This is a genomic window from Methylobacterium sp. 2A (assembly GCF_009806555.1).
GTDB lineage: Bacteria > Pseudomonadota > Alphaproteobacteria > Rhizobiales > Beijerinckiaceae > Methylobacterium.
This window is the reverse complement of the sequence record NZ_VUOK01000020.1, coordinates 1-20917: the sequence shown is the minus strand read 5'-3', so window position 1 is coordinate 20917 and position 20917 is coordinate 1. Positions and strand designations below refer to the sequence as shown.

Sequence of the window (20917 nt, the reverse complement as noted above, 5' to 3'; positions counted from 1 at the left end):
GAGGCAAGCCGCCGCCTGAATCACAAAACGCCCCGACCGCGAACCTAAACCTCCTCACGCTGAAGCGATTGCCCTGGCGAAGCGGACCGCGCCGCTTGTGGCGCCGGCCGCTTCGGTCTAACCGTCCTCCCCTCGCGGGCGCCCCGTGCCGCCCGCCAACCCCCGACAACCCGGCCGGACGAGAGCCATGGTCGCCCATACCCGCGCCGATTCGGCGCCGAAGCCCCAGGACCCGGCGCTCGCCGGGGCCCGCATCCTCGTGGTCGAGGCGCGCTACTACGACGGCATCGCCGACGAGCTGCTGACCGGCGCCCGCGCGGCGATCGAGGCCGCCGGCGCGCACGCGACCGTGGTGACGGTGGCGGGCGCCCTGGAGATTCCCGCAACCGTGGCGATCCTGCTCGACACGCAAGCCTACGACGCCGTGGTGGCGCTGGGCTGCGTGATCCGCGGCGAGACCGGCCATTACGACATCGTGGCCGGCGAGAGCGCCCGGGCGCTGATGGACCTCTCGGTCGACCGCCGGATCCCGCTCGGCAACGGCATCCTCACCGTCGAGACCGAGGCGCAGGCGCTCGCCCGCGCCCGGGTGGCCGAGATGAACAAGGGCGGCGGCGCGGCCGAGGCGGCGCTCGGGGTGCTCGCCCTCAAGCGTGCCGCCGAGGCCGCCCGCTCGCGATGACGGATCGTCAGATGACTGGGACCACCGACACGAAACCGGAGACCGCCAAGGCGATCAGCCCGCGCACGGGGGCGCGCCTCGCCGTCGTGCAGGCGCTCTACGAGATGGACGTGTCCGGCAAGGGCGTCCTCGATGCGCTCGCCGAGTTCGAGGCGTTCTGGATCGGCCAGGAGGTCGACGGGATCGCGCATCCCCAGGCCGAGACCGCCTTCTTCCGCGACCTCCTGCGCGGCACCGTCGAGGAGCAGCGGGCAATCGACCCGAAGCTCGATCAGGCGCTCGCCCAGGGCTGGCCGCTCCGGCGGATCGAGATCGTGCTCCGGGCGATCCTCCGGGCCGGCGCCTACGAGCTGATGTTCCGGAAGGACGTGCCGGCGGCGGCGGCCATCTCCGAATATGTCGACGTGGCCCACAGCTTCTATCCCGGCGACGAGCCGGGCCTCGTCAACGCGGTGCTCGACCGGCTCGCCCGGGAGGTCCGGCCCGGGGAGGTCGGTCCCGCCAAGGGCTCGAACAAGCCGGGCTCGTCCAAGCCGCTCCCCGCGAAGCCTGCACCCGGGAAGGCCTGACCCGTGGCCGGGCCGGTCCGCGCCTCCGAGGAGGGGCTGATCGCCCGCTACTTCGCCCCGCTCGCCGGGCCGGGCGCCGACGGGCTCCGGGACGACGCCGCGATCCTGACGCCCTCGCCCGGCCACGACCTCGTCCTCACCGCGGACGCCATCGTGGCGGGGATCCACTACTTCCCGGACGATCCGCCGGCCTCGATCGCCCGCAAGGCGCTCGGCGTGAATCTGTCCGACATCGCCGCCAAGGGCGCGGTGCCGCGGGGTTTTCTTCTGACGCTGGCGCTGCCCGACGACTGGACCGAGGACTGGCTCGCCGGTTTCTCGGCCGGGCTCGGCATGGCGGCCGAGGAGGCGGGATGCCCGCTGCTCGGCGGCGACACGGTGCGCTCCGGCGGCCCGGCGCTGATCAATGTCAGCCTCATCGGCGAGGTGCCGGCCGGCGCGATCGTCCGGCGCAACACCGCGCGGATCGGCGACCGGATCTGCGTCACCGGCACGATCGGCGACGCGGCGCTCGGCCTCCGGCTGCGGCTGGAACCGGAAGCGCGCTGGGCGACCGGCCTCGACCCGGCTTTGCGGGCCGTGCTGGCCGACCGCTACCTGCATCCGCGCCCGCGCCTCGCCGCGGCCGCCGCGGTGCGCCGCCACGCCACCGCCTCCATGGATGTCTCCGACGGGCTCGCGGGCGACCTCGCCAAGATGCTGGGCACGGGCCGCTCCGCCCGGATCGACCTGCCCACCGTGCCGCTCTCGGAGGCGGCGCGCCGCGCCTGTGCGGCGGATCCGGGCCTGATCGCGGCCGCGCTCACCGGCGGCGACGATTACGAGATCCTCTGCACGGTGGCGCCGGAAACGTTCGAGGCGCTCCGCGGCGAGGCCGAGGCGGCCGGGGTGCCGCTGACCGCCATCGGCACAATCGTCGCGGGTGAAGGACCGCCGCGCTTCGAGACGGCGGATGGCGTGGCGCATGTGTTCGCCGCCGGGGCCTTCAGCCACTTCTGAGGCCGTCTCCCGGTACGGGATCCACACCCGTCACGAAGGCGCGCCCACAATCAGCAATATAATTCAGATATTGCCGCTGGATATGACGGACGCCTGTCGGCCGACCCGCGGACAACCGAAACGCAGCGTTTGCGCTCCCCGGCGAAGTTTGGCAATCAAGGTGTTGTTCTGGGAAGGAAAGCCCCGAATCCGAGCACCGCGTCCCATGGCCGTTTCCCAACGGTCAAGCTCGACAAGCACACGCCCACGCCAGGCAAGATAATAACAAGGACGGTCGCATGATTCCCTTGCTTCTGATCATCGTGGGCGGGCTCTGCGCCGTCGCCTACGGCATCGTCACGATTCTCGACGTGATGCGGCGCGACGCCGGCACCCAGCGCATGCAGGAGATCGCCGCCGCCATCGCGGAGGGCGCTCAGGCCTATCTCCGGCGGCAATACACGACCATCGGCCTCGTCGGCGTGGTCCTGTTCGTGCTGCTCGCCGCGTTCCTCGGGATCAAGGTCGCCATCGGCTTCCTGATCGGCGCCGTGCTCTCGGGCGCCGCCGGCTTCATCGGCATGAACGTCTCGGTCCGGGCCAACGTGCGCACCGCCCAGGCCGCCTCGACCTCGCTCGGCGGCGGCCTCGACATGGCTTTCAAGTCGGGGGCGGTAACCGGCATGCTGGTGGCCGGCCTCGCGCTGCTCGGCGTCGCCCTCTACTACCTGTTCCTCACCCGCGGCGCCCATCTCGACCCGTCGAGCCGCGAGGTGATCGATGCCCTCGTGGCTTTGGGCTTCGGCGCCTCGCTGATCTCGATCTTCGCCCGTCTCGGCGGCGGCATCTTCACCAAGGGGGCGGATGTCGGCGGCGATCTCGTCGGCAAGGTCGAGGCCGGCATCCCGGAGGACGATCCGCGCAACCCCGCCACCATCGCCGACAACGTGGGCGACAATGTCGGCGACTGCGCCGGCATGGCGGCCGACCTATTCGAGACCTACGCGGTCACGATCGTCGCCACCATGGTGCTGGCCGCGATCTTCTTCTCCGGCCCCACCGGCAGCGGCCGGGACGTGCTGGAGCCGATGATGCTCTACCCGCTCGCCATCGGCGCGGCCTGCATCGTCACCTCGATCGGCGGCACCTACGCGGTGCGGCTCGGGGCCAACCAGTCGATCATGGGGGCGCTGTACAAGGGCCTGATCGCCGCCGGCGTGCTCTCGATCGCCGCCATCGCCATCGTCACCATGACGCTGCTCGGCGGCTTCTCGACCGCCTTCACGACCTCGACCGGCGTCACCTTTACCGCGGGCGGCCTGTTCGGCTGCGCGGTGATCGGGCTCGCCATCACGGCGCTGATCGTGGTGATCACCGAATATTACACCGGCACCAACTTCCGCCCGGTGAAGTCGATCGCCGACGCGTCCGTCACCGGCCACGGCACCAACGTGATCCAGGGGCTGGCGATCTCGCTCGAATCGACTGCGCTCCCCGCCATCGTGATCGTGGCCGGCATCATCAGCACCTACGCGCTCGCCGGCCTGTTCGGCATCGCCATCGCGGTCACCGCCATGCTGGCGCTCGCGGGCTTCATCGTGGCCCTCGACGCCTTCGGGCCGGTCACCGACAATGCGGGCGGCATCGCCGAGATGGCGGGGCTGCCCTCCGAGGTCCGGAAGTCCACCGACGCCCTCGACGCGGTCGGCAACACCACCAAGGCGGTGACCAAGGGCTACGCGATCGGCTCGGCGGGCCTCGGCGCGCTGGTTCTGTTTGCCGCCTACACGTCGGACCTGAACTACTTCATCGCCCATGCGAGCCCGACGCAATACCGCTTCTTCCAGGGCGTCAGCGTCGATTTCTCGCTCTCCAACCCCTACGTGGTGGTGGGGCTGCTGCTCGGCGGCCTGATCCCGTTCCTGTTCGCCGGCATCGCCATGACGGCGGTGGGCCGCGCGGCGGGCGCGGTGGTGGAGGAGGTCCGGCGGCAGTTCCGGGCCAAGCCCGGGATCATGCAGGGCACCGACCGGCCCGATTACGGGCGGGCCGTGGATATGCTCACCCGCGCAGCCATCAAGGAGATGATCGTGCCCTCGCTGCTGCCGGTGCTGTCGCCGGTGGTGCTGTTCTTCGTGATCCAGCTCATCGCGGGCAAGAGCCAGGCCTTCGCCACGGTCGGCGCGAGCCTGCTCGGCGTGATCCTGACCGGCCTCTACGTCGCGATCTCGATGACCTCGGGCGGCGGCGCCTGGGACAACGCCAAGAAGTACATCGAGGACGGCCACCATGGCGGCAAGGGCTCGGACGCCCACAAGGCGGCGGTGACCGGCGATACGGTGGGCGACCCCTACAAGGATACCGCAGGCCCCGCCGTGAACCCGGCGATCAAGATCACCAACATCATCGCCCTGCTGCTGCTGGCGGTGCTGGCGCATAGCTGAGGAGGGATATGGCCGCGGCGGGATCTTTGGGTCCAGCCGCGGTCATGAGGCGGGGCCCAGGCCTCGGGCAGGCCGGGATCATCCACGCGCGAATCGTCCGGATCGCCGCCGGGGATGAGTCTGGGCGCGGCTCCATCCGCTCGTGCAGAACCCGAGGGCGTGTCGGCTCTTCAGCGATCAGGGCGATCGCCCGATCGATCGAGTCGGCGCAGGCCTGCACTTGGCGGGGACCGAATTCGCGGCGCGTCTCCTGAGCGGATCCGCCATGTGCGCCCCCGCACGCCGCTTTCGTTCCGGTTGCGCTGCACCTTGGCATCGCCGCGCCGCAGCGCCACCTCGGCCGCGGATTGAACCGGACGCGGCCCCGCCGCACCAGCACGAGGTACCCCATGCCGTCCCTGCTCGACCCGATCCGCATCGGTGCCATCGAGGCGAAGAATCGGATCTTCATGGCCCCGCTCACCCGCGCCCGCGGCACCCGCGAGCACGTGCCGACCCCGATCATGGCCGAATACTACGCCCAGCGCGCCGGCGCCGGCCTGATCATCAGCGAGGCCACCGGCATCTCGCAGGAGGGCCTCGGCTGGCCCTACGCGCCGGGCATCTGGTCCGACGCGCAGGTCGATGCGTGGCGGCCGGTGGTGAAGGCCGTCCACGACAAGGGCGGCAAGATCGTCTGCCAGCTCTGGCACATGGGCCGGGTCGTCCATCCGGACTTCCTCGGCGGCGCGAAGCCCGTCTCCGCCTCCGCCACCACGGCGCCGGATCAGGCCCATACCTACGAAGGCAAGAAGCCCTACGCCGAAGCCCGCGCCCTCGAAATCGCCGAGATCCCGCGGCTGCTTTCCGATTACGAGCGCGCCACCGCGAACGCGCGCGCGGCCGGGTTCGACGGCGTGCAGATCCACGCGGCGAACGGCTACCTGATCGACCAGTTCCTGCGCGACAGCACCAACCACCGCACCGACCAGTACGGCGGCACGATCGAGAACCGCGTGCGGCTGCTGCGCGAGGTCACCGAGGCCGTGGCGAAGGTCGCGGGGGCCGAGCGCACCGGCGTGCGCCTGTCGCCGAACGGCGCGATCCAGGGCTGCAACGATTCGAACCCCGAGCCGCTGTTCGTGGCCGCCGCCCGGACGCTGGCCGATCTCGGCATCGCCTTCCTGGAGATGCGCGAGCCGGGTCCGGACGGGACCTTCGGCAAGCCCGACCATCCGCCGATCGCCCCGGCGATGCGGCGCGTGTTCCGCAACCCGATGATCCTCAACGCCGACTACGACGGCATCAGCGGCCAGAAGGCGCTGGATGCCGGCGAGGCGGACGCCATCGCGTTCGGACGCACCTTCATCGCCAATCCCGACCTGCCTGAGCGCATCGCCCAGGGCGCGCCGCTCAACAAGGACGATGCCGCCACCTGGTACGTCCCGGGTCCGAAGGGCTACATCGATTATCCGACCCTCGGGCAGGCCCGCGCCGCGTAGAGCCGCAAGGCTCGACCGGCCGCCGCGCCCGTCATGGGCGCGGCCACCGAAGAGCAGCACTGGAAAGCGTCGCGAACGGGTGCAGATCAAGTCTTCGTGGTGTCGCGCCGTCTAATACCGGATCGACATCCACTTCGGTGGAGATCGCTCTAGGCAGGGGTGCTCGACAGGCCTATGTGACGGCCGGACCATGGATGTGCCGGCACCTCACGCGCTCGCGGCTTCCCAACCGACCGGCGGCGCCTGGAGCTCCGCCGACCGGATCGCGGAACTGCGCGACCTCGCGATCCTCGATACGGAACCGGAGCCGCTCTACGACGATCTCGTGCGCATCGCCGCCCATGTCTGCCGCGTGCCGGTCGCCCTCGTCAGCCTCGTGGATGTCGATCGGCAATGGTTCAAGTCGGAGGTCGGGCTCGGCAAGCGCGAGCTGCCGATCAGCTGCTCGGTCTGCGCCCACACGATCGAGTCCGGCGGGCTGCTCGTCATCCCGGACCTGACCGCCGATCCGCGGACCGTCGAGAACCCGCTGGTGACCGGTCCCGAGGGCTTCCGCTTCTACGCGGGGGCGGTGATCCGGGGCGGCCAGGGCATCCCGCTCGGCGCCCTCTGCGTGCTCGATCAGGCACCGCGGCCCGCGGGGCTCGATTCGGAACAGGCGGCGACCCTCACCGCCCTGGCGCGTCAGATCTCCAGCCTGCTGGAGCATCGCCGGACCCTGGCCCAGGTGGCGAGCCGCGAGGCCGAACTCGCCGCGAGCGAGCGCCGGTTCCGGGTGATGACCGCGGCGATGCCCCAGATGGTCTGGACCACCCAGCCCGACGGGTTCCACGACTATTACAACGACCGCTGGTACGAGTTCACCGGCGTGCCCTACGGCTCCACCGACGGCGAGGGCTGGAACGACATGTTCCACCCCGAGGACCAGGAGCGGGCCTGGGCGCGCTGGCGCCACTCGCTGGCCACCGGCGAACCTTACGAGATCGAGTACCGCCTGCGCCACCACAGCGGCGCGTACCGCTGGACGCTGGGCCGCGCCATGCCGATCCGCGACGCGCAGGGGCGGATCGAGCGCTGGTTCGGCACCTGCACCGATATCGACGACCTGAAGCGGGCCGAGGCCGAGGCGCGCAAGCTCGCCGCCATCGTGGAGACCTCGAAGGACTTCATCGGCCTCTGCACCCTGGACGGCGCCGTCACCCATCTCAACGAGGCCGCCCTGGCGCTGGTCGGCCTGCCCGACCTCGCCGCCGCCCGCCGGCACCGGATCCCCGACTTCTTCACCGCGGACAGCCGGCGCATCCTGGAGGAGACGGCGATTCCCGCGATGCGCCGGGACGGGTTCTGGGAGGGCGAACTGGCCTTCCGGCATTTCGGCACGGGCGAGCCGGTGGCGGTGCTCTACAACATCTTCCCCGTGCGGGACCCGACCGGGGCGGAGATCGGCTACGCCACCGTCACGCGCGACCTGCGCGAGGCCAAGCGCGCCGAGGAGGCCCGCGACCTGCTGATCCGCGAGCTGTCGCACCGGATCAAGAACATCTTCGCGGTGGTTGGCGGACTCGCGGCCTTCACCGCGCGGAGCGACCCCGCGGCCCAGCCCTTCGCCCGGGCGTTCCGCGAGCGGCTCGGCGCCCTGGCGCGGGCCCACGAATATGTCCGGCCCCACTCCCCCGACAGCGCCCCCGCGGTGGCGGGGCAGACGGTGCTGGGCCTGATGCGCCTGATCATGGCGGCCTACGAGGAGGGCGGGCAGGCCCGGGTCGCCATCTCGGGGGACGATGCCGAGATCGGCGAGCGCAGCGCGACCGCGCTGGCGCTGATCATGCACGAGCAGGCCACCAACGCCATGAAGTACGGCGGCCTCTCGACGAAGGAGGGCGGCGTCTCCCTGAGCGGGCTCCGGGAGGCGGAGCGCTACACCCTGACATGGCGGGAGGCCGGCGGGCCGCCGATCACCGCGGCCCCCGCGCGAAAGGGGTTCGGCACGGTTCTGGCCGAGCGCAGCGTCGCCGGCCAGCTCGATGGCGTTCTGGAGCACGATTGGACGCCCGGCGGCCTCCTGATGCGGCTCAGCGTGCCGATCGAGAACCTCCGGGCCTGAGATGACCGGTCGGGCTACCGGCGCCGGGCCGCGCCTCGTCGTGCTCGACTTCGACGGAACCCTGGCCGACAGCTTCGACTGGTTCTGCTCGGTCATGAACGGCGTCGCCGCGCGCTACCGCTTCCGCCGGGTCGAGGCGCACGAAGTCGAAGGCTTACGCCTCCAGGGTGCCCGCGCGATCGTGGCCTATCTCGGCATCCCGCGCTGGAAGCTGCCGCTGATCGCCCGGCACATGCACGCCCTGGCGGCCCGCGACGCGGCGCGGATCGCGCTGTTTCCGGGGGTGCCGGAGATGCTGGCCGGCCTCGCGCAGGCCGGCGTGCCGATGGCGATCCTGTCGTCGAATCGCGTCGACACGGTGCGGCGTGTGCTCGGGCCGAAAAACGCGGCCCATATCGACGCCTATGCCTGCGGGGCTTCGCTGTTCGGCAAGGCGCAGCGCTTGCGCAAGCTTCTCGCGCGCCGGGGCGTGGCACCGGCTCAGGCCCTGTGCATCGGCGACGAGATCCGCGACCTGGAGGCGGCCCGCGCCCTCGGCTGCCCGTTCGGCGCGGTGGCGTGGGGTTATACGGACCCGCAGGCGCTGGCCGCACTGGCGCCCGAATACCTGTTCTCGGAGCCTCGGGAGATCGCCCGCCTGCTGGCGGGCGCGCCGGCTCACATGCCGCGGTTGGCGCCCGGCACCACGCTGGCGCCGTTGCCGCTGCCGAACGGCTCGTAGCGGGTCAGGCCACGGAACAGCTGGCTGAGGAAGGCCCGGTCGGCGCCGCTCGTCGGGGTGGTGCGCTCGATGAAGTCGAACACCTTTCCGTCCTGCAGGCCGTAGAGCGCCACGCGCACGACCTTGAAGGCGGGGGTGAAGTAGACGGCCGTGACCTTCTGGTCCTCGACCTGCTCGCCCATGAACATGATCGTGCGGCGGGTGTTCTGGGAGATGTAGTACCAGGACTTGTTGCCCACCGTGGAGACCGTGGAGGGCGTGCCCAGGATCTGCAGCACCTGCTCGGGGCTCATGCCGGGCTTGATCGTGGCCAGCGCCGCCTGATCGACCTGATAGCCGTGGCGCAATTCCTCGCCGATGCAGCCGGACAGGCCGGCGCCCGCGAGGCCGAGCAGGGCGAGGCGCGCGAAGGACTGGACGAAACGGCGCCGCATCGGGCCCCCAGGGAACGTGTGGACGGACGAGGCGCAACCGATGCCGCCGGCACGGAATTCCGGCGACGCTTGCGCCCTGGGCGTGGGTTGCCGTACCGCGGGGTTATGGCTTTGACAAGGCAAGCTTGGCCACACTCTCCGAGGGTGTGGCGGCCGAGGGCGTGGCATCGATGATCGGGCGGCTGTTCCGGCAGGCGAACGCGCGGCGGCGCGCCGTCGAGACCCTGCACGTGGCGCTGAGCATGGCGGCCCGCCGCCCGGGCCTCTACACGCGCCTCGGCGTGCCCGACACCGTGGAGGGCCGGTTCGAAGCCCTGTGCCTGCACGCCATCCTGGTCCTGCGCCGGCTGAACCGCCTGCCGGCCCCGGCGGCCGAGGTGGCGCAGGATCTGGTCAATTCGGTCTTCACCCAGCTCGATGCGTCCCTGCGCGAGCTGGGCGTCGGCGACATGGGCGTGTCGAAGCGGATGAAAAAACTCGGCGCCGCCTTCTACGGCCGGGCCACGGGCTACGACGCGGCGCTGGACGCGGGCGACACGGAGGCCCTGCGCGCGGCGCTCGTCCGCAACGTGCTCGGCAGCGAGGGGGACGGGGCGGGGCTCGCCGCCTACGTGCAGGCGGCCGACGAAGCGCTTGCCGGCGCGGATCTCGACGCGCTGCTCGGGTCCGGGCCGCCGTTTCCGGAGCCGGACGGCTTCGCGCGGGACAGAGAAGCAGAAGGAGCGATCGCATGAGCCGGGACAGCCGCCGGGAGAGCACCCAGGACAGCTTTCCGCTCGCGCGCTGGGTCAATGTCGAGCGCCTGCCCCAGGGGCGGGGCGCCGTCACCGTGGAGGCGAGCCCGGCCGAATGCGCGGCGCTCGCGGCCGATTTCAAGATTCCGGGCATCCGCGATCTGGTCGGACGGTTCGCCATCTCGGGCCCCACCAGCCGCCTCACCGTGACCGGCACCGTGGACGCCCTGGTGACGCAGGTCTGCACCGTCAGCCTCGAACCGTTCGAGGCGCCGGTCCACGAGCCGGTGGAGGTCGTGTTCACCGACACCGACCAGCTCGCCGGCACCGATGCCGAGGATGCCGACATCCCCGATCCGTTGGTCGGGGGGCGCATCGATTTCGGCGCGCTCACCGCCGAGTTCCTGGCGCTGGGCCTCGATCCGTATCCGCGCAAGCCCGGCATCCGTTTCGAACCGGTGGTGGTGGGTGACGATGCGGGGCCGCTCGCCGCGCTGGCCAAGCTGCGCGACGGAGAAGCCTGAGAGCCGGAACCGTCCGGCGGCCGATTTCATTTGCCCGCCGGGCCGGTATCGCTATGGTCCGCCGCGCCCGGCGGGGCCTCGCCCGCCTTGTCCCCCGCCGAGATCCGCGACCCGCTACCGACATGTCCCAACGCGTGTGCATCTCGCTCGACGCCATGGGCGGCGACCACGGGCCCTCCACGGTCGTGCCCGGCGCCGCCCTGGCCCGCGAGCGCCATCCCGAGACCACCTTCCTGATGTTCGGCGACGAGGCGGTGATCGCCCCGCTCGTCGCCCGGGAGCCCCGGCTCAAGGACTGCGTCGAGATCCGCCACACCAGCGTGGCGGTCGCCATGGACGACAAGCCGAGCCAGGCGGTGCGCCAGGGGCGGGGCAAGTCCTCCATGTGGCAGGCCATCCAGGCGGTGCGCGACGGGCAGGCCCAGGCCTGCGTGTCGGCCGGCAACACAGGCGCCCTGATGGCGATGTCGAAGATCTGCCTGAAGACCATGTCGGGCATCGAGCGGCCGGCCATCGCCTGCCTGTGGCCGACCGTGCGCGGCGAGAGCATCGTGCTCGATGTCGGCGCCACCATCGGCACCGATGCCGAGCACCTCGTCGAGATGGCCGTGATGGGCTCGGCCATGGCGCGCATCGTGTTCGACCTCGACCGGCCGACCGTCGGCCTGCTCAACGTCGGCACCGAGGAGATGAAGGGCAACGAGGCGGTCAAGGAGGCCGCCCGGATGCTGCGCGAGATGGAGAGCCCGGGGCTCGCCTATCACGGCTTCGTCGAGGGCACGGATCTCGGCCGCGGCACGGTCGACGTGGTGGTGACCGAGGGTTTCACGGGAAACATCGCCCTCAAGACCGCCGAGGGCACCGCCAAGCAGATCGGCACCTATCTGCGCGCCGCCATGACCCGGACGCTGTCGGCCAAGATCGGCGCGTTCTTCGCCCGGCAGGCCTTCCGGGCGCTCAAGGACAAGATGAACCCGAGCCGGGCCAATGGCGGCGTGTTCCTCGGCCTGGAGGGCATCGTCATCAAGAGCCACGGCTCGGAGAACGCGCAGGGCTTCGCGGCGGCGGTCGATCTGGCGCACGACATGGCCCGCCACGACATGATCCGCACGATCCGCGAGATGCTCGACCAGACGGCGGCCCTGGCGCCGGCCTGACGCCGTTCAGGATGGAAAACGGATCGCACCGGCACCACACCTGACGGTTGTGATGTTGGCGCAGTCCGGGAAGGACACAGATGGCAACCCTCCGCACTGACCCCGACCAGAGCCGGCGCGCGCCCCAGCTGCGCTCGGTGGTGGCCGGGACCGGCTCGTGCCTGCCCGAACAGGTGGTGACCAACGCCGATCTCGCCGCGCGGGTCGACACCTCCGACGAATGGATCGTCCAGCGCACGGGCATCCGCCAGCGCCACATCGCGGCGGCCGGCGAGACCACCGCGGTGCTCGGGACCCGGGCCGCCCGGGCGGCGCTCGACGATGCCGGGCTGACGGGGGACGACATCGACCTCGTCATCTGCGCGACCTCGACGCCGGACCACACCTTCCCGGCGACCGCCACCCAGATCCAGGCCGCGCTCGGCATCGGCCAGGGCGCGGCCTTCGACCTGCAGGCGGTCTGCGCCGGCTTCGTGTTCGGGGTCTCGACCGCCGACAAGTTCCTGACCACCGGGGCGGCCCGCCGGGCGCTGGTCATCGGCGCCGAAACCTTCTCGCGGATCCTCGACTGGGAGGATCGCACCACCTGCGTGCTGTTCGGCGACGGGGCCGGGGCGATCGTGCTGGAGGCACGGGACGACGCGGCAGGCCGCGGCGTCCTCAGCACCAGCCTGCGCTCGGACGGGCGGCATCGCGAGAAGCTGTACGTCGATGGCGGGCCGGGCTCCACCGGCACCGTGGGCCACCTGCGCATGGAGGGGCGCGACGTGTTCCGCTTCGCGGTGGGCCAAGTCACCGACGTGATCGTCGAGGCCTTCGCGCAGGCCGGCCTCGCGGCCGGGGATCTCACGTGGTTCGTGCCCCATCAGGCCAACCGGCGGATCATCGAGGCCTCGGCCGACAAGCTCGGGATCGCCCGCGAGAAGATCGTGCTGACGGTGGATCGCCACGGCAACACCTCGGCGGCCTCGATTCCCCTGGCCCTCGACGTGGCCCGGCGGGACGGGCGCATCCGGAAGGGCGATCTGGTGATGATCGAGGCGATCGGCGGCGGCTTCAGCTGGGGGGCGGCGCTGATCCGCTGGTAACGGACGCGAAACAATTCGTTGCCGCCGCGCGGTTGACCGGGGGCTGGGCGCCGATTAGCGTGCCGGATCATAGGGATACGTCTTCAGCATCCGGTGCGGCCGCGTTCGCCGCACCCGATGCCATGGGACGAGAGACGCGGGCGAGGGGAGACGGCATGGCAGGCAAGACGGTGACGCGCGCCGACTTGAGCGAGGCCGTCTACCATCAGGTGGGCCTGTCGCGGACCGAGTCGGCCGCCCTCGTCGAGACGGTGCTGTCGGAGATCTGCAGCTGTCTGGCGAGCGGCGAGACGGTGAAGCTGTCCTCGTTCGGCTCCTTCGTGGTGCGCAGCAAGGGCAAGCGCGTCGGGCGCAACCCCAAGACCGGCGTCGAGGTGGCGATCGAGCCGCGCCAGGTGATGGTGTTCAAGCCCTCGAACGTGCTCAAGGCCAAGATCAACGGCCTCAACGGCGCGAACGGTCACGACGACGACGACGCGTGAGGTTTTTTGCGCGGACCGGCACGGGACGCGTCGCGCAACGCCCTCGAACACTATCCCACCAGCGGCGGCAGCGGCGGGGCGCTCCCCTCCGGCACCGACGTGCGGGCGACGTTCATCGTCATGGCCAGCAAGGCGTAGTAGCCGTTGATCCCGGTGAGATCGATCACGCCCTGCTCGCCGAAGCGCGCCAGGGCGGCCGCGTAGGTGGCGTCGCTCACCGCGCGGTTGTGCGTCAGCTCGGTCGAGAAATCATAGGCCAGCGCCTCGTCGGCACGCATCGTAGCGGGGCGCCGCCCCTCGGCGAGCGCCTGCGCGGTCTCGGGGGCGAGTCCGGCCTTCAGGGCGATCGGCTGATGGATCGCCCACTCCACCGGCTGGCTCCAGGCCCGGGCGACGATCAGGATCGTGAACTCGCTGATGCGCAGCGGCAGGGCGCTGCCGTAGCGCAGGTAGAGCCCCATCCGGCTCGCGCACAGCATCAGCTCGGGGCTGCGCAGGAGCGGCACGAACGGCCCGAAGACCGGGACGCCGCGCTCGGCCTCGAAGGCCGCGGCGGCTGCGGCCTGCGCCGGCGTCAGCCTGTCGGCCGGGATCTCCGGCATGCGCTCCGTGCTGTCCTGCTCCCCGGCCATGGTGGCCTCCCCTTTCCGCGCCGCAGCACGCTCTGGATTTCCGGCCCCACTGCGCCTAGACCATTCAGGCTCGCCGGCACGACCCGCGCCCGGATCGGACCGCACTCCCCAGAGCGCGCTCCGCCAAAGTGGATGCCGGTTCGGCGCAAGAGAGCGCGTCAAAACGAAGACTCATAGCCAGCGAGGCTTACGGCTTTGGCCCTCCCCGTCAACGATCGCCGGCGCATCATGCTGCTCACGGGCGCGAGCCGAGGCATCGGCCACGCCACCGTCAAGCGGTTCTCGGCCGCGGGCTGGCGCGTGATCACCTGCTCGCGCCACGCCTTCCCGGAGAACTGCCCCTGGGAGATGGGCCCCGAAGACCACCTTCAGGTCGATCTCGCGGACGCGCAGGACACGATACGCGCCGTCGAGGAGGTCCGCGGCCGCCTCGCCGCCGAGGGCGGGATGCTGCACGCGCTCGTCAACAATGCGGGGATCTCGCCCAAGGGGCCGCAGGGCGAACGCCTCGGCGTGCTGGCCACCGAATTCGACATGTGGCAGCGGGTCTTTCAGGTGAACCTCTTCGCCACGATCCTGCTGGCCCGCGGCCTGCGCGACGAACTCGCCCGCGCCAGGGGCTCAATCGTCAACGTGACGTCGATCGCGGGCTCGCGCGTCCACCCCTTCGCGGGGGCGGCCTACGGCACCTCCAAGGCGGCGCTCGCCGGCCTCACCCGGGAGATGGCCGCCGATTTCGGGCCGCTGGGCGTGCGGGTGAACGCGATCTCGCCGGGGGAGATCGACACCTCGATCCTGTCGCCGGGCACCGAGAAGCTGGTCGAGCAGATCCCGCAGCGCCGGCTCGGCACGCCCGACGAGGTCGCCAAGGCGATCTACTTCCTGTGCACCGAGGCCTCGTCCTACGTGAACGGGGCCGAACTCCACATCAACGGCGGCCAGCACGTTTGACCGGAACCCGTTTCCCCTCGGACGCGGGTCACGCGGCGCGATCGGGCGGTCGGAGCCGGGCGCTCCTCCTGGTCCTGCTCCTGTGCGCGGCCCCCGCGGGGGCCCGGGCGGAGCCCGGTGTCCGGATCCTCGACCTGCCCTTCACCGTGCGGGCGCTGCGCGGCCCCCGCAGCGAGGTCGCGGTCTCGGTCGCGACCTCCGGGCTGCTGCCGATCGCCGGCGCGAAGACCGGCCATGAGGCGGGCGACGAGGAGAGCGCGCCGGTCGCCGTGGTCTGGGGCGACGAGGGCGGCGCGGTGCTCGCGCTCGCGGACGGCACGATCACGGTGAAGCCGATCGGGCGCGAGGCCGTGGAGGGCCTGAGCGCCGCCGAGACGCCGCGCGGCGCCCTGCCGGGCACGCGGCGCGCGCTCTCGGGACCCGTGAGCGCCTATCTCACCGGACGCACCCGCGCGCCCGATGGCAGCGAGGCCGCCGCCGTCCTGACGATTCGCGAACGCCAGCCGATGGCGGTCAGCTCCGATCCGAAGCCCGTCCCGGTGGTCACCGCCACGGTGCCGGCGGGGGGCGAGGCCGTGTTCGCGCCCCTGCGGCCGCGCCTGCTGCGCCTCGCCGGCCGCCCGGCCCTGCTGGCCGCGACCCTGTCGGGCGCCGATTCGGGCGGGCTCGCGCTGATCACGCATCCGGGGGCGGAGGGGAGCTGGAATGTCGCGGCGCGCACGCCGCCGCAGCCGGGGCCGCCCCTGAAGATCGCCGGCATCGCCGACTTTTCCGGATCCGGGACGCTCCAGGCCGCGACGGTCAGCGCGAAAGGCCGATTCCAGCTCTGGACGCTGCGGCCCGACCGAATCGAGGCCGCCGGGGAAGCTGCGGGCTACGCGGCCGGCGCGGGCGATTCGGATCTCGCCGTCACCGCGCCGGCCGGGGGGGCGCCGCCCGAGCTGGTGCTGCCGGTGGCGGGCCGTCCCGAGATCGCCCTCGTCTCGGCGAAGGGCGCCCTGCACGAGCGCCTGCGCGTGACGCTGCCCGCGCCCGCCACGACCGGTATCGTGGCCCTCGGCGAGGGGAATGCCGCGCGGCTGTTGGTCGGCCTCGCCGACGGGCGCGTGGCGGTGATCGCACCCGACGGGGGGACGCCGTGAGCACGGAATCCGACAGCCGCCTGTTCCCGGCGCGGCCCTTCGTGGGCGCCTCGATCGCGGTGATCCGGGACGACCGGGTCCTGCTGGCGGCCCGGGCCAACGAGCCGATGCGGGGCGTCTGGACCCTGCCGGGCGGTCTCGTGGAGGCCGGCGAATCCCTGGCCGAGGCGGCGTTGCGCGAATTGTCCGAGGAGGTCGGCCTGGGCGCCGAGGTGGTCGGCGTGCTCGCGCCCACCGAGATCATCGTCCGCGACGAGGCCGGCCGCGCCCGCCACCATTACGTGGTCCATCCGCATGCCGCCCTCTGGCGCGGCGGCGAGCCGGTGGCCGGCCCGGAGGCGCTCGGCACCCGCTGGGCGACGCTTGCGGAGGTCGCCACCCTGCCGACCACGCCCGGGCTGATCGGCACCCTGCACGAGGCGTTTGCGCGGATCGCCGCGCGGGCCGGGGAGGCGACGGCGTGAGGCGACCGGCCGCGATCCTGTGTCTGCTCGCGCTCCTCGCCGGGACGGCCACCGCGCCGGCGCTGGCGCAGCAGCGTTCCGGGCGGACGACGACGCCCCCCAGGGAAACCGCGAAGGAGGCGCCCAAGGAAACCAGCGCCCCCGCCGATATCCCCGCCCCGTATGACCGCGACCTGATGCGGATGTCCGAGATCATCGGGGCGCTCGCCTTCCTGCGCGGCCTCTGCGGTGCGCCGGACGCCGCGGACTGGCCGGCCCGGATGAAGGCGCTGATCGAGTCCGAGGGCGTGGTCCCCGCCCGCCGCGACCGGCTGGCCGGCGCCTACAACCGCGGCTACCGCGGCTACGCCCTGACCTACCGGGTCTGCACGCCGGCCGCCCACGAGGCTGCCGCCCGCTACGTCGCGGAGGGCGACAGGCTGTCGCATGCCCTGGCCGGACGTTTCGGGGGGTGACGCAGGCGCGCAGGGGGTGATGCCCGTACGACACACCCCGCCGCGATGCCGGCGAAGCATCGGATTTGAGCCCTCGCGTTAACCGATCCGAAATTCCCGGCTGGCCGAGCCGCCGGGACCCGCCTATCATCCGTTGGTCCACCGGGTCCTGGGCCCGGCGCAACGGAAGTATTGGGTCATGCAGCACATCTCTCACACCGCTCCTCTCGAGGTCGATGTCGAGGAGAAGCGCGTCGCGCTGAGTTACGTGTCGGAAGCCTTCGCGGAAGGCTGTCTGGACGGGCTCGACGGAGATTGCATGGCCCAGGCCGCCCTGTTCGCGGCCTTCCAGGAACTGGTGATGACCTACGGTGAGGAGGCCACGGCCCGCTACGCGGAAGGATTCCCCGAGCGCATCCGCGGGGGTGCCTTCACCACGACGCTCCAGCATTGAGGTCCTGATCGCGCATGGTTGAGGCGCGGGCGGGGAGCACCTACCTCCCGGCTCGCCAGACCCGCCCCGCTGCGTGAGGAATCGCCTGCCATGCCCGTCGCCCTGCTGCCGGACCGCGCCCTCGTCACCGTCACCGGGCCGGACGCCACCGCGCTGCTCCAGGGCGTGCTGACCTGCAATGTCGAGACGCTCCAGGATGCGGAGGCGCGTCTCGGCGCCCTGCTGACGCCGCAGGGCAAGATCCTGTTCGACTTCCTCGTCTCGCGCCTGCCGGACGGATTCCGGTTCGACGTGCAGGTGGACCGCGCGGCCGATCTCGCCAAGCGCCTGACGCTCTACCGCCTGCGCGCCAAGGCGACGATCGCCGCCGACCCGACCGTGGCGGTGGCGGTGGCCTGGGACGGCGCCGTCCCGCCCGCGGCCGAGGCGGTCGCGGATTCCCGCCATCCCGATCTCGGCGCCCGGCTCTACGCCGAAGAGGGCGCCTTCTCGGCCGACGCCGCGGAGGCCGATTACCACGCCCACCGGATTGCGCTGGGCATCCCCGAGGGCGGGCGCGACTACGCGTTCGGCGACGCCTTCCCGCACGAGGCGCTGATGGACCAGCTCGGCGGCGTCGATTTCAGGAAGGGCTGCTATGTCGGCCAGGAGGTGGTCTCGCGGATGCAGCACCGGGGCACCGCCCGGACCCGCATCCTGGCGGCCACCTATCCGGACGGCGCCCCCGCGCCGGGCACCGAGATCACGGCCGGTGGCAAGGTGCTGGGCACCACGGGCAGCGTCGCGGGCCAGCGGGGCCTCGCCCTGGTGCGGATCGACCGTCTGGGCGATGCACTGGCTGCCGGCGAGACGCCGCGGGCTGGTGAGCATCCTGTGCAGCTGGAGCGACCCGGCTACGCGACCTTCGTGATGCCGGAGGGTGCGGCAAGCGCGGCCGGATGAGCTTGGATTGACAGCTCCGGAAAGTCTTAGACTGTCGCGGTTTCAAAAGGTCTGCGACCTTTTGCGGGTGCAGGGCAGAGCCCTGCGAAAATCTGTCAGGGCTTTGCCCTGACGACCCACCAAAGGGCACAGCCCTTTGGAAACCCTAACGATGGCGTTCCGCTCCTGTTCTCGTTAAACCGGTCCCATGTCCGAGACCGGCCTGATCGAGCATCCCGATGGCTGCGCCCGTTGCTGGTGGGCGGGCCTCGACCCGCTCTACGTCGCCTATCACGATACCGAATGGGGCGTGCCCGAGCGTGACGGCCGGGCGCTTTACGAAAAACTGATCCTCGACGGCTTCCAGGCCGGGCTCTCGTGGATCACCATCCTGCGCCGCCGCGAGGGGTTTCGCGACGCCTTCGCGGGCTTCGAGCCCGAGCGGATCGCCCGCTTCACGGAGGACGACGTCGCCCGGCTGATGCAGGATGCCCGGATCATCCGCAACCGCGCCAAGATCATCGGGACCATCGCGGGCGCCCGCGCGTGGCTGCGGATCGAGGAACACGGCCCCGGCTTCGCGCGCTTCCTCTGGGACTTCGTGGACGGACGGCCGATCCAGGGCAGCGCCCGAAGCCGCGCCGAGATCCAGACCGAGACGCCGGTCTCCCGGGCGATCGGCAAGGCCCTGAAGGCGGAGGGTTTTTCCTTCTGCGGGCCGACCATCGTGCACGCCTTCATGCAGGCGGTCGGCATGGTCAACGATCACCTCGTCGGCTGCCACCGGCACGCGCCCTGCGCCGCGCTGGGGCGGACCTCGTGAGCGCCCCGGCCACCCGCGCGTGGCAGCGGATGCTCTCCGGCCGGCGCCTCGACCTCCTCGATCCGGCGCCCCGCGACATCGAGATCGCCGACATTGCCCACGGCCTCGCCCGGGTCGCCCGCTGGAACGGCCAGACCCGGGGGCCGCAGGTATTCTCGGTGGCCCAGCACAGCCTCCTGGTCGAGGCGGTGGGGCGCCACTTCGCCCCCGGCTGCACCGATCCGGAGAGCCTGGAGCTGCTGCTCCACGATGCGCCGGAATACGTGGTCGGCGACATCATCTCGCCCCTGAAGGCCGCGATCGGCGATGCCTATCGGGGCGTCGAGCTGCGCCTGCTCGACGCCATGCGCCGCCGGTTCGGCCTGCCCGCCCCCTCCCCCGCCCTGGCCGGCCTCGTGAAGCGCGCCGATCGGGCCGCAGCCCATCTGGAGGCCGTGCGGCTGGCGGGCTTTGCGCCGGAGGAGGCCGAGCTTTATTTCGGCCAACCCGCAGACCTGCCCGAGGCGGTCGTGGCCCTCGCCGAGCCCTGGCCCACCGCCGAGGCCGAGGCACGGTTCCTGGCGCGGTTCCGCGCGCTGCGCCCAGCCTGACGGCCGCCCTCGATCCGTCACGATCGCACGGCAGAGGCGCGGTCACGATGTCGACCCTCCATGTCTGCCCGCTCTCGCGCCTGCCCGAGACCGTCACCGCCACCGGCGCGAGCCATGTGCTCACGCTGGTCAATGTCGGGACGCCGCTCGAACGGCCCGCATTGATCGCGGCCGACAACCACGCCGTCATCGGCGTCAGCGACATTGCGGAGCCGCGGGATGGGCACGTTTTGCCGGCTGAGGAACATGTGGCCGGGATCCTGGCCTTCATCCGGGCCTGGCCCCGGGAGAAGCCGCTGGTCGTCCACTGCTATGCTGGGATCAGCCGCTCGACCGCGGCGGCCTACATCGCGGCCTGCGCGCTGGCGCCGGAGCGCGACGAGGGCGCGATCGCCGACGCCCTGCGGGCGGCCTCCCCCTCGGCGACACCCAATCCCCTGTTCGTGGCCATCGCCGACCGGATGCTCGGACGGGACGGCCGCATGGTGGCGGCTGTCGCGCGGATCGGCCGCGGCGCGGAGGCCTTCGAGGGCGAGCCGTTCTGCCTCCCGCTGACGTGAGTGAGGGTTCGGTGTGGCGGAAAGGCCGCCGCACCGCTTCAAAACGGCCCGGCGCGGCCCGGCGTTCTGGTCCCCTGGGTTGTGGCCCCGGGGGCTGGCACCGTAGAACCGGTTCAAAGGACGGATCTGGAATGAGTGCGAGCAGACCCGAGGTGGCCCAAGCCGCCGGCGACCTGCCCTTCGAGAAGGCCCTGGAGCAGCTCGAGGAAATCGTGCGCCGGCTCGAGCGGGGCGACGTGCCGCTCGACGAGTCGGTGGCGATCTACGAGCGCGGCGAGGTGCTGAAGAAGCACTGCGAGGCGCTTCTCAAGCGGGCCGAGGCGCGGATCCAGCGGATCACCCTCGGCTCCGACGGGCGGCCCGAGGGCGTGGCCCCGCTCGATATGTCCTGAGGCTCGGGCGTCGAACCGATCCCATCCGTTAGAGGTTGATGCCGTGGCGATTACCCCCGAGCAGAGCGCGCTTCTCGACCGTGTCCCGAACCCGGCGGCTTTGCGGACGCTGCCCGAATCGGAACTGCAGGCGGTGGCCGATGCCGTGCGCGCCGA

Annotated in this window: 24 protein-coding genes; 22 read left to right on the top strand and 2 right to left on the bottom strand. The window is 71.6% G+C overall.

The window, feature by feature from the left end:
- Nucleotides 1-187: 187 nt before the first annotated feature.
- The 7 genes from ribH to FVE89_RS10990 all read left to right on the top strand — a co-directional run bounded on the left by ribH (nucleotide 188) and on the right by FVE89_RS10990 (nucleotide 8979).
- Entirely contained in the window at nucleotides 188-682 is a 495-nt protein-coding gene (gene ribH, locus FVE89_RS11020) for a 6,7-dimethyl-8-ribityllumazine synthase (RefSeq protein ID WP_160534078.1), read from the top strand.
- Nucleotides 683-693: 11 nt separating this feature from the next.
- A complete protein-coding gene (gene nusB / locus FVE89_RS11015; RefSeq protein WP_160534077.1) occupies nucleotides 694-1251 on the top strand; it encodes a transcription antitermination factor NusB in 558 nt (185 codons plus the stop codon).
- 3 nt (nucleotides 1252-1254) lie between these two features.
- A complete protein-coding gene (gene thiL, locus FVE89_RS11010; RefSeq protein ID WP_160534076.1) occupies nucleotides 1255-2250 on the top strand; it encodes a thiamine-phosphate kinase in 996 nt (331 codons plus the stop codon).
- A gap of 278 nt (nucleotides 2251-2528) precedes the next feature.
- Nucleotides 2529-4673 carry a sodium-translocating pyrophosphatase gene (locus tag FVE89_RS11005; RefSeq protein WP_160534075.1) on the top strand — a complete coding sequence of 715 codons (2145 nt, stop codon included), beginning with the start codon at nucleotides 2529-2531 and terminating at the stop codon, nucleotides 4671-4673.
- A 389-nt stretch (nucleotides 4674-5062) separates the two neighbouring features.
- Nucleotides 5063-6154 (top strand): alkene reductase, encoded by a 1092-nt coding sequence (locus tag FVE89_RS11000; RefSeq protein ID WP_160534074.1) that lies wholly within the window; start codon nucleotides 5063-5065, stop codon nucleotides 6152-6154.
- Nucleotides 6155-6344: 190 nt separating this feature from the next.
- Nucleotides 6345-8258 (top strand): PAS domain S-box protein, encoded by a 1914-nt coding sequence (locus FVE89_RS10995; protein WP_160534073.1) that lies wholly within the window; start codon nucleotides 6345-6347, stop codon nucleotides 8256-8258.
- A 1-nt stretch (nucleotide 8259) separates the two neighbouring features.
- Nucleotides 8260-8979, top strand: coding sequence for an HAD hydrolase-like protein (locus FVE89_RS10990; protein ID WP_160534072.1), 720 nt, complete (start codon nucleotides 8260-8262; stop codon nucleotides 8977-8979).
- Here FVE89_RS10990 and bamE read toward each other — a convergent pair.
- Nucleotides 8916-9413 (bottom strand): outer membrane protein assembly factor BamE, encoded by a 498-nt coding sequence (gene bamE, locus FVE89_RS10985; protein WP_160534071.1) that lies wholly within the window; start codon nucleotides 9411-9413, stop codon nucleotides 8916-8918. The genes FVE89_RS10990 and bamE overlap by 64 nt on opposite strands.
- 170 nt (nucleotides 9414-9583) lie before the next feature.
- On the opposite strand from bamE, the gene FVE89_RS10980 reads away from it, so the two are divergent.
- The 5 genes from FVE89_RS10980 to FVE89_RS10960 all read left to right on the top strand — a co-directional run bounded on the left by FVE89_RS10980 (nucleotide 9584) and on the right by FVE89_RS10960 (nucleotide 13398).
- Nucleotides 9584-10147, top strand: coding sequence for a ubiquinol-cytochrome C chaperone family protein (locus tag FVE89_RS10980; RefSeq protein WP_160534081.1), 564 nt, complete (start codon nucleotides 9584-9586; stop codon nucleotides 10145-10147).
- On the top strand, nucleotides 10144-10671 hold the full coding sequence (locus tag FVE89_RS10975; RefSeq protein WP_160534070.1) for a DUF177 domain-containing protein: 528 nt from the start codon (nucleotides 10144-10146) through the stop codon (nucleotides 10669-10671). The genes FVE89_RS10980 and FVE89_RS10975 overlap by 4 nt, the downstream gene beginning before the upstream one ends.
- A gap of 122 nt (nucleotides 10672-10793) precedes the next feature.
- Nucleotides 10794-11828 carry a phosphate acyltransferase PlsX gene (plsX, locus tag FVE89_RS10970; protein ID WP_160534069.1) on the top strand — a complete coding sequence of 345 codons (1035 nt, stop codon included), beginning with the start codon at nucleotides 10794-10796 and terminating at the stop codon, nucleotides 11826-11828.
- Between the two features lie 80 nt (nucleotides 11829-11908).
- Nucleotides 11909-12916 (top strand): beta-ketoacyl-ACP synthase III, encoded by a 1008-nt coding sequence (locus FVE89_RS10965; protein ID WP_160534068.1) that lies wholly within the window; start codon nucleotides 11909-11911, stop codon nucleotides 12914-12916.
- 155 nt (nucleotides 12917-13071) lie between these two features.
- Nucleotides 13072-13398, top strand: coding sequence for an integration host factor subunit alpha (locus tag FVE89_RS10960; protein WP_160534067.1), 327 nt, complete (start codon nucleotides 13072-13074; stop codon nucleotides 13396-13398).
- Nucleotides 13399-13448: 50 nt separating this feature from the next.
- Here FVE89_RS10960 and FVE89_RS10955 read toward each other — a convergent pair whose 3' ends face one another.
- Nucleotides 13449-14030, bottom strand: a complete 582-nt coding sequence (locus FVE89_RS10955) for a carboxymuconolactone decarboxylase family protein (RefSeq protein ID WP_160534066.1) — start codon at nucleotides 14028-14030, stop codon at nucleotides 13449-13451.
- Nucleotides 14031-14258: 228 nt separating this feature from the next.
- On the opposite strand from FVE89_RS10955, the gene FVE89_RS10950 reads away from it, so the two are divergent.
- The 10 genes from FVE89_RS10950 (at nucleotide 14259) to FVE89_RS10905 (ending at nucleotide 20761) form a co-directional block, all read left to right on the top strand.
- Nucleotides 14259-14981 (top strand): SDR family oxidoreductase, encoded by a 723-nt coding sequence (locus FVE89_RS10950; protein WP_160534065.1) that lies wholly within the window; start codon nucleotides 14259-14261, stop codon nucleotides 14979-14981.
- Nucleotides 14978-16123: a hypothetical protein gene (locus FVE89_RS10945; protein ID WP_246730626.1), complete on the top strand. Its 1146-nt coding sequence runs from the start codon at nucleotides 14978-14980 to the stop codon at nucleotides 16121-16123. Before FVE89_RS10950 ends, FVE89_RS10945 begins: the two co-directional genes overlap by 4 nt.
- Nucleotides 16120-16587 carry an NUDIX hydrolase gene (locus FVE89_RS10940; RefSeq protein ID WP_160534064.1) on the top strand — a complete coding sequence of 156 codons (468 nt, stop codon included), beginning with the start codon at nucleotides 16120-16122 and terminating at the stop codon, nucleotides 16585-16587. Before FVE89_RS10945 ends, FVE89_RS10940 begins: the two co-directional genes overlap by 4 nt.
- On the top strand, nucleotides 16584-17042 hold the full coding sequence (locus FVE89_RS10935; protein ID WP_160534063.1) for a TIGR02301 family protein: 459 nt from the start codon (nucleotides 16584-16586) through the stop codon (nucleotides 17040-17042). Before FVE89_RS10940 ends, FVE89_RS10935 begins: the two co-directional genes overlap by 4 nt.
- A gap of 178 nt (nucleotides 17043-17220) precedes the next feature.
- Entirely contained in the window at nucleotides 17221-17475 is a 255-nt protein-coding gene (locus tag FVE89_RS10930; RefSeq protein ID WP_160534062.1) for a hypothetical protein, read from the top strand.
- 90 nt (nucleotides 17476-17565) lie between these two features.
- Nucleotides 17566-18417: a folate-binding protein YgfZ gene (locus FVE89_RS10925; protein WP_160534061.1), complete on the top strand. Its 852-nt coding sequence runs from the start codon at nucleotides 17566-17568 to the stop codon at nucleotides 18415-18417.
- A 187-nt stretch (nucleotides 18418-18604) separates the two neighbouring features.
- Nucleotides 18605-19219 (top strand): DNA-3-methyladenine glycosylase I, encoded by a 615-nt coding sequence (locus tag FVE89_RS10920; protein WP_160534060.1) that lies wholly within the window; start codon nucleotides 18605-18607, stop codon nucleotides 19217-19219.
- Between the two features lie 29 nt (nucleotides 19220-19248).
- Entirely contained in the window at nucleotides 19249-19809 is a 561-nt protein-coding gene (locus FVE89_RS10915; RefSeq protein ID WP_160534079.1) for a hydrolase, read from the top strand.
- A 47-nt stretch (nucleotides 19810-19856) separates the two neighbouring features.
- Nucleotides 19857-20369: a protein tyrosine phosphatase gene (locus FVE89_RS10910; RefSeq protein ID WP_160534059.1), complete on the top strand. Its 513-nt coding sequence runs from the start codon at nucleotides 19857-19859 to the stop codon at nucleotides 20367-20369.
- Nucleotides 20370-20500: 131 nt separating this feature from the next.
- Entirely contained in the window at nucleotides 20501-20761 is a 261-nt protein-coding gene (locus FVE89_RS10905) for an exodeoxyribonuclease VII small subunit (RefSeq protein WP_160534058.1), read from the top strand.
- Nucleotides 20762-20917: the final 156 nt, after the last annotated feature.

Coding starts and splice junctions, on each gene's coding strand:
- FVE89_RS10955 (WP_160534066.1), bottom strand. CDS start 14,030: ATGGCCGGGGAGCAGGACAGCACGGAGCGCATGCCGGAGATCCCGGCC.
- FVE89_RS11005 (WP_160534075.1), top strand. CDS start 2,529: ATGATTCCCTTGCTTCTGATCATCGTGGGCGGGCTCTGCGCCGTCGCC.
- FVE89_RS10975 (WP_160534070.1), top strand. CDS start 10,144: ATGAGCCGGGACAGCCGCCGGGAGAGCACCCAGGACAGCTTTCCGCTC.
- FVE89_RS10960 (WP_160534067.1), top strand. CDS start 13,072: ATGGCAGGCAAGACGGTGACGCGCGCCGACTTGAGCGAGGCCGTCTAC.
- FVE89_RS10930 (WP_160534062.1), top strand. CDS start 17,221: ATGCAGCACATCTCTCACACCGCTCCTCTCGAGGTCGATGTCGAGGAG.
- ribH (WP_160534078.1), top strand. CDS start 188: ATGGTCGCCCATACCCGCGCCGATTCGGCGCCGAAGCCCCAGGACCCG.
- FVE89_RS10980 (WP_160534081.1), top strand. CDS start 9,584: ATGATCGGGCGGCTGTTCCGGCAGGCGAACGCGCGGCGGCGCGCCGTC.
- FVE89_RS10925 (WP_160534061.1), top strand. CDS start 17,566: ATGCCCGTCGCCCTGCTGCCGGACCGCGCCCTCGTCACCGTCACCGGG.
- FVE89_RS11000 (WP_160534074.1), top strand. CDS start 5,063: ATGCCGTCCCTGCTCGACCCGATCCGCATCGGTGCCATCGAGGCGAAG.
- FVE89_RS10950 (WP_160534065.1), top strand. CDS start 14,259: ATGCTGCTCACGGGCGCGAGCCGAGGCATCGGCCACGCCACCGTCAAG.
- nusB (WP_160534077.1), top strand. CDS start 694: ATGACTGGGACCACCGACACGAAACCGGAGACCGCCAAGGCGATCAGC.
- FVE89_RS10990 (WP_160534072.1), top strand. CDS start 8,260: ATGACCGGTCGGGCTACCGGCGCCGGGCCGCGCCTCGTCGTGCTCGAC.
- FVE89_RS10920 (WP_160534060.1), top strand. CDS start 18,605: ATGTCCGAGACCGGCCTGATCGAGCATCCCGATGGCTGCGCCCGTTGC.
- FVE89_RS10965 (WP_160534068.1), top strand. CDS start 11,909: ATGGCAACCCTCCGCACTGACCCCGACCAGAGCCGGCGCGCGCCCCAG.
- plsX (WP_160534069.1), top strand. CDS start 10,794: ATGTCCCAACGCGTGTGCATCTCGCTCGACGCCATGGGCGGCGACCAC.
- FVE89_RS10905 (WP_160534058.1), top strand. CDS start 20,501: ATGAGTGCGAGCAGACCCGAGGTGGCCCAAGCCGCCGGCGACCTGCCC.
- bamE (WP_160534071.1), bottom strand. CDS start 9,413: ATGCGGCGCCGTTTCGTCCAGTCCTTCGCGCGCCTCGCCCTGCTCGGC.
- FVE89_RS10915 (WP_160534079.1), top strand. CDS start 19,249: ATGCTCTCCGGCCGGCGCCTCGACCTCCTCGATCCGGCGCCCCGCGAC.
- FVE89_RS10910 (WP_160534059.1), top strand. CDS start 19,857: ATGTCGACCCTCCATGTCTGCCCGCTCTCGCGCCTGCCCGAGACCGTC.
- FVE89_RS10995 (WP_160534073.1), top strand. CDS start 6,345: ATGGATGTGCCGGCACCTCACGCGCTCGCGGCTTCCCAACCGACCGGC.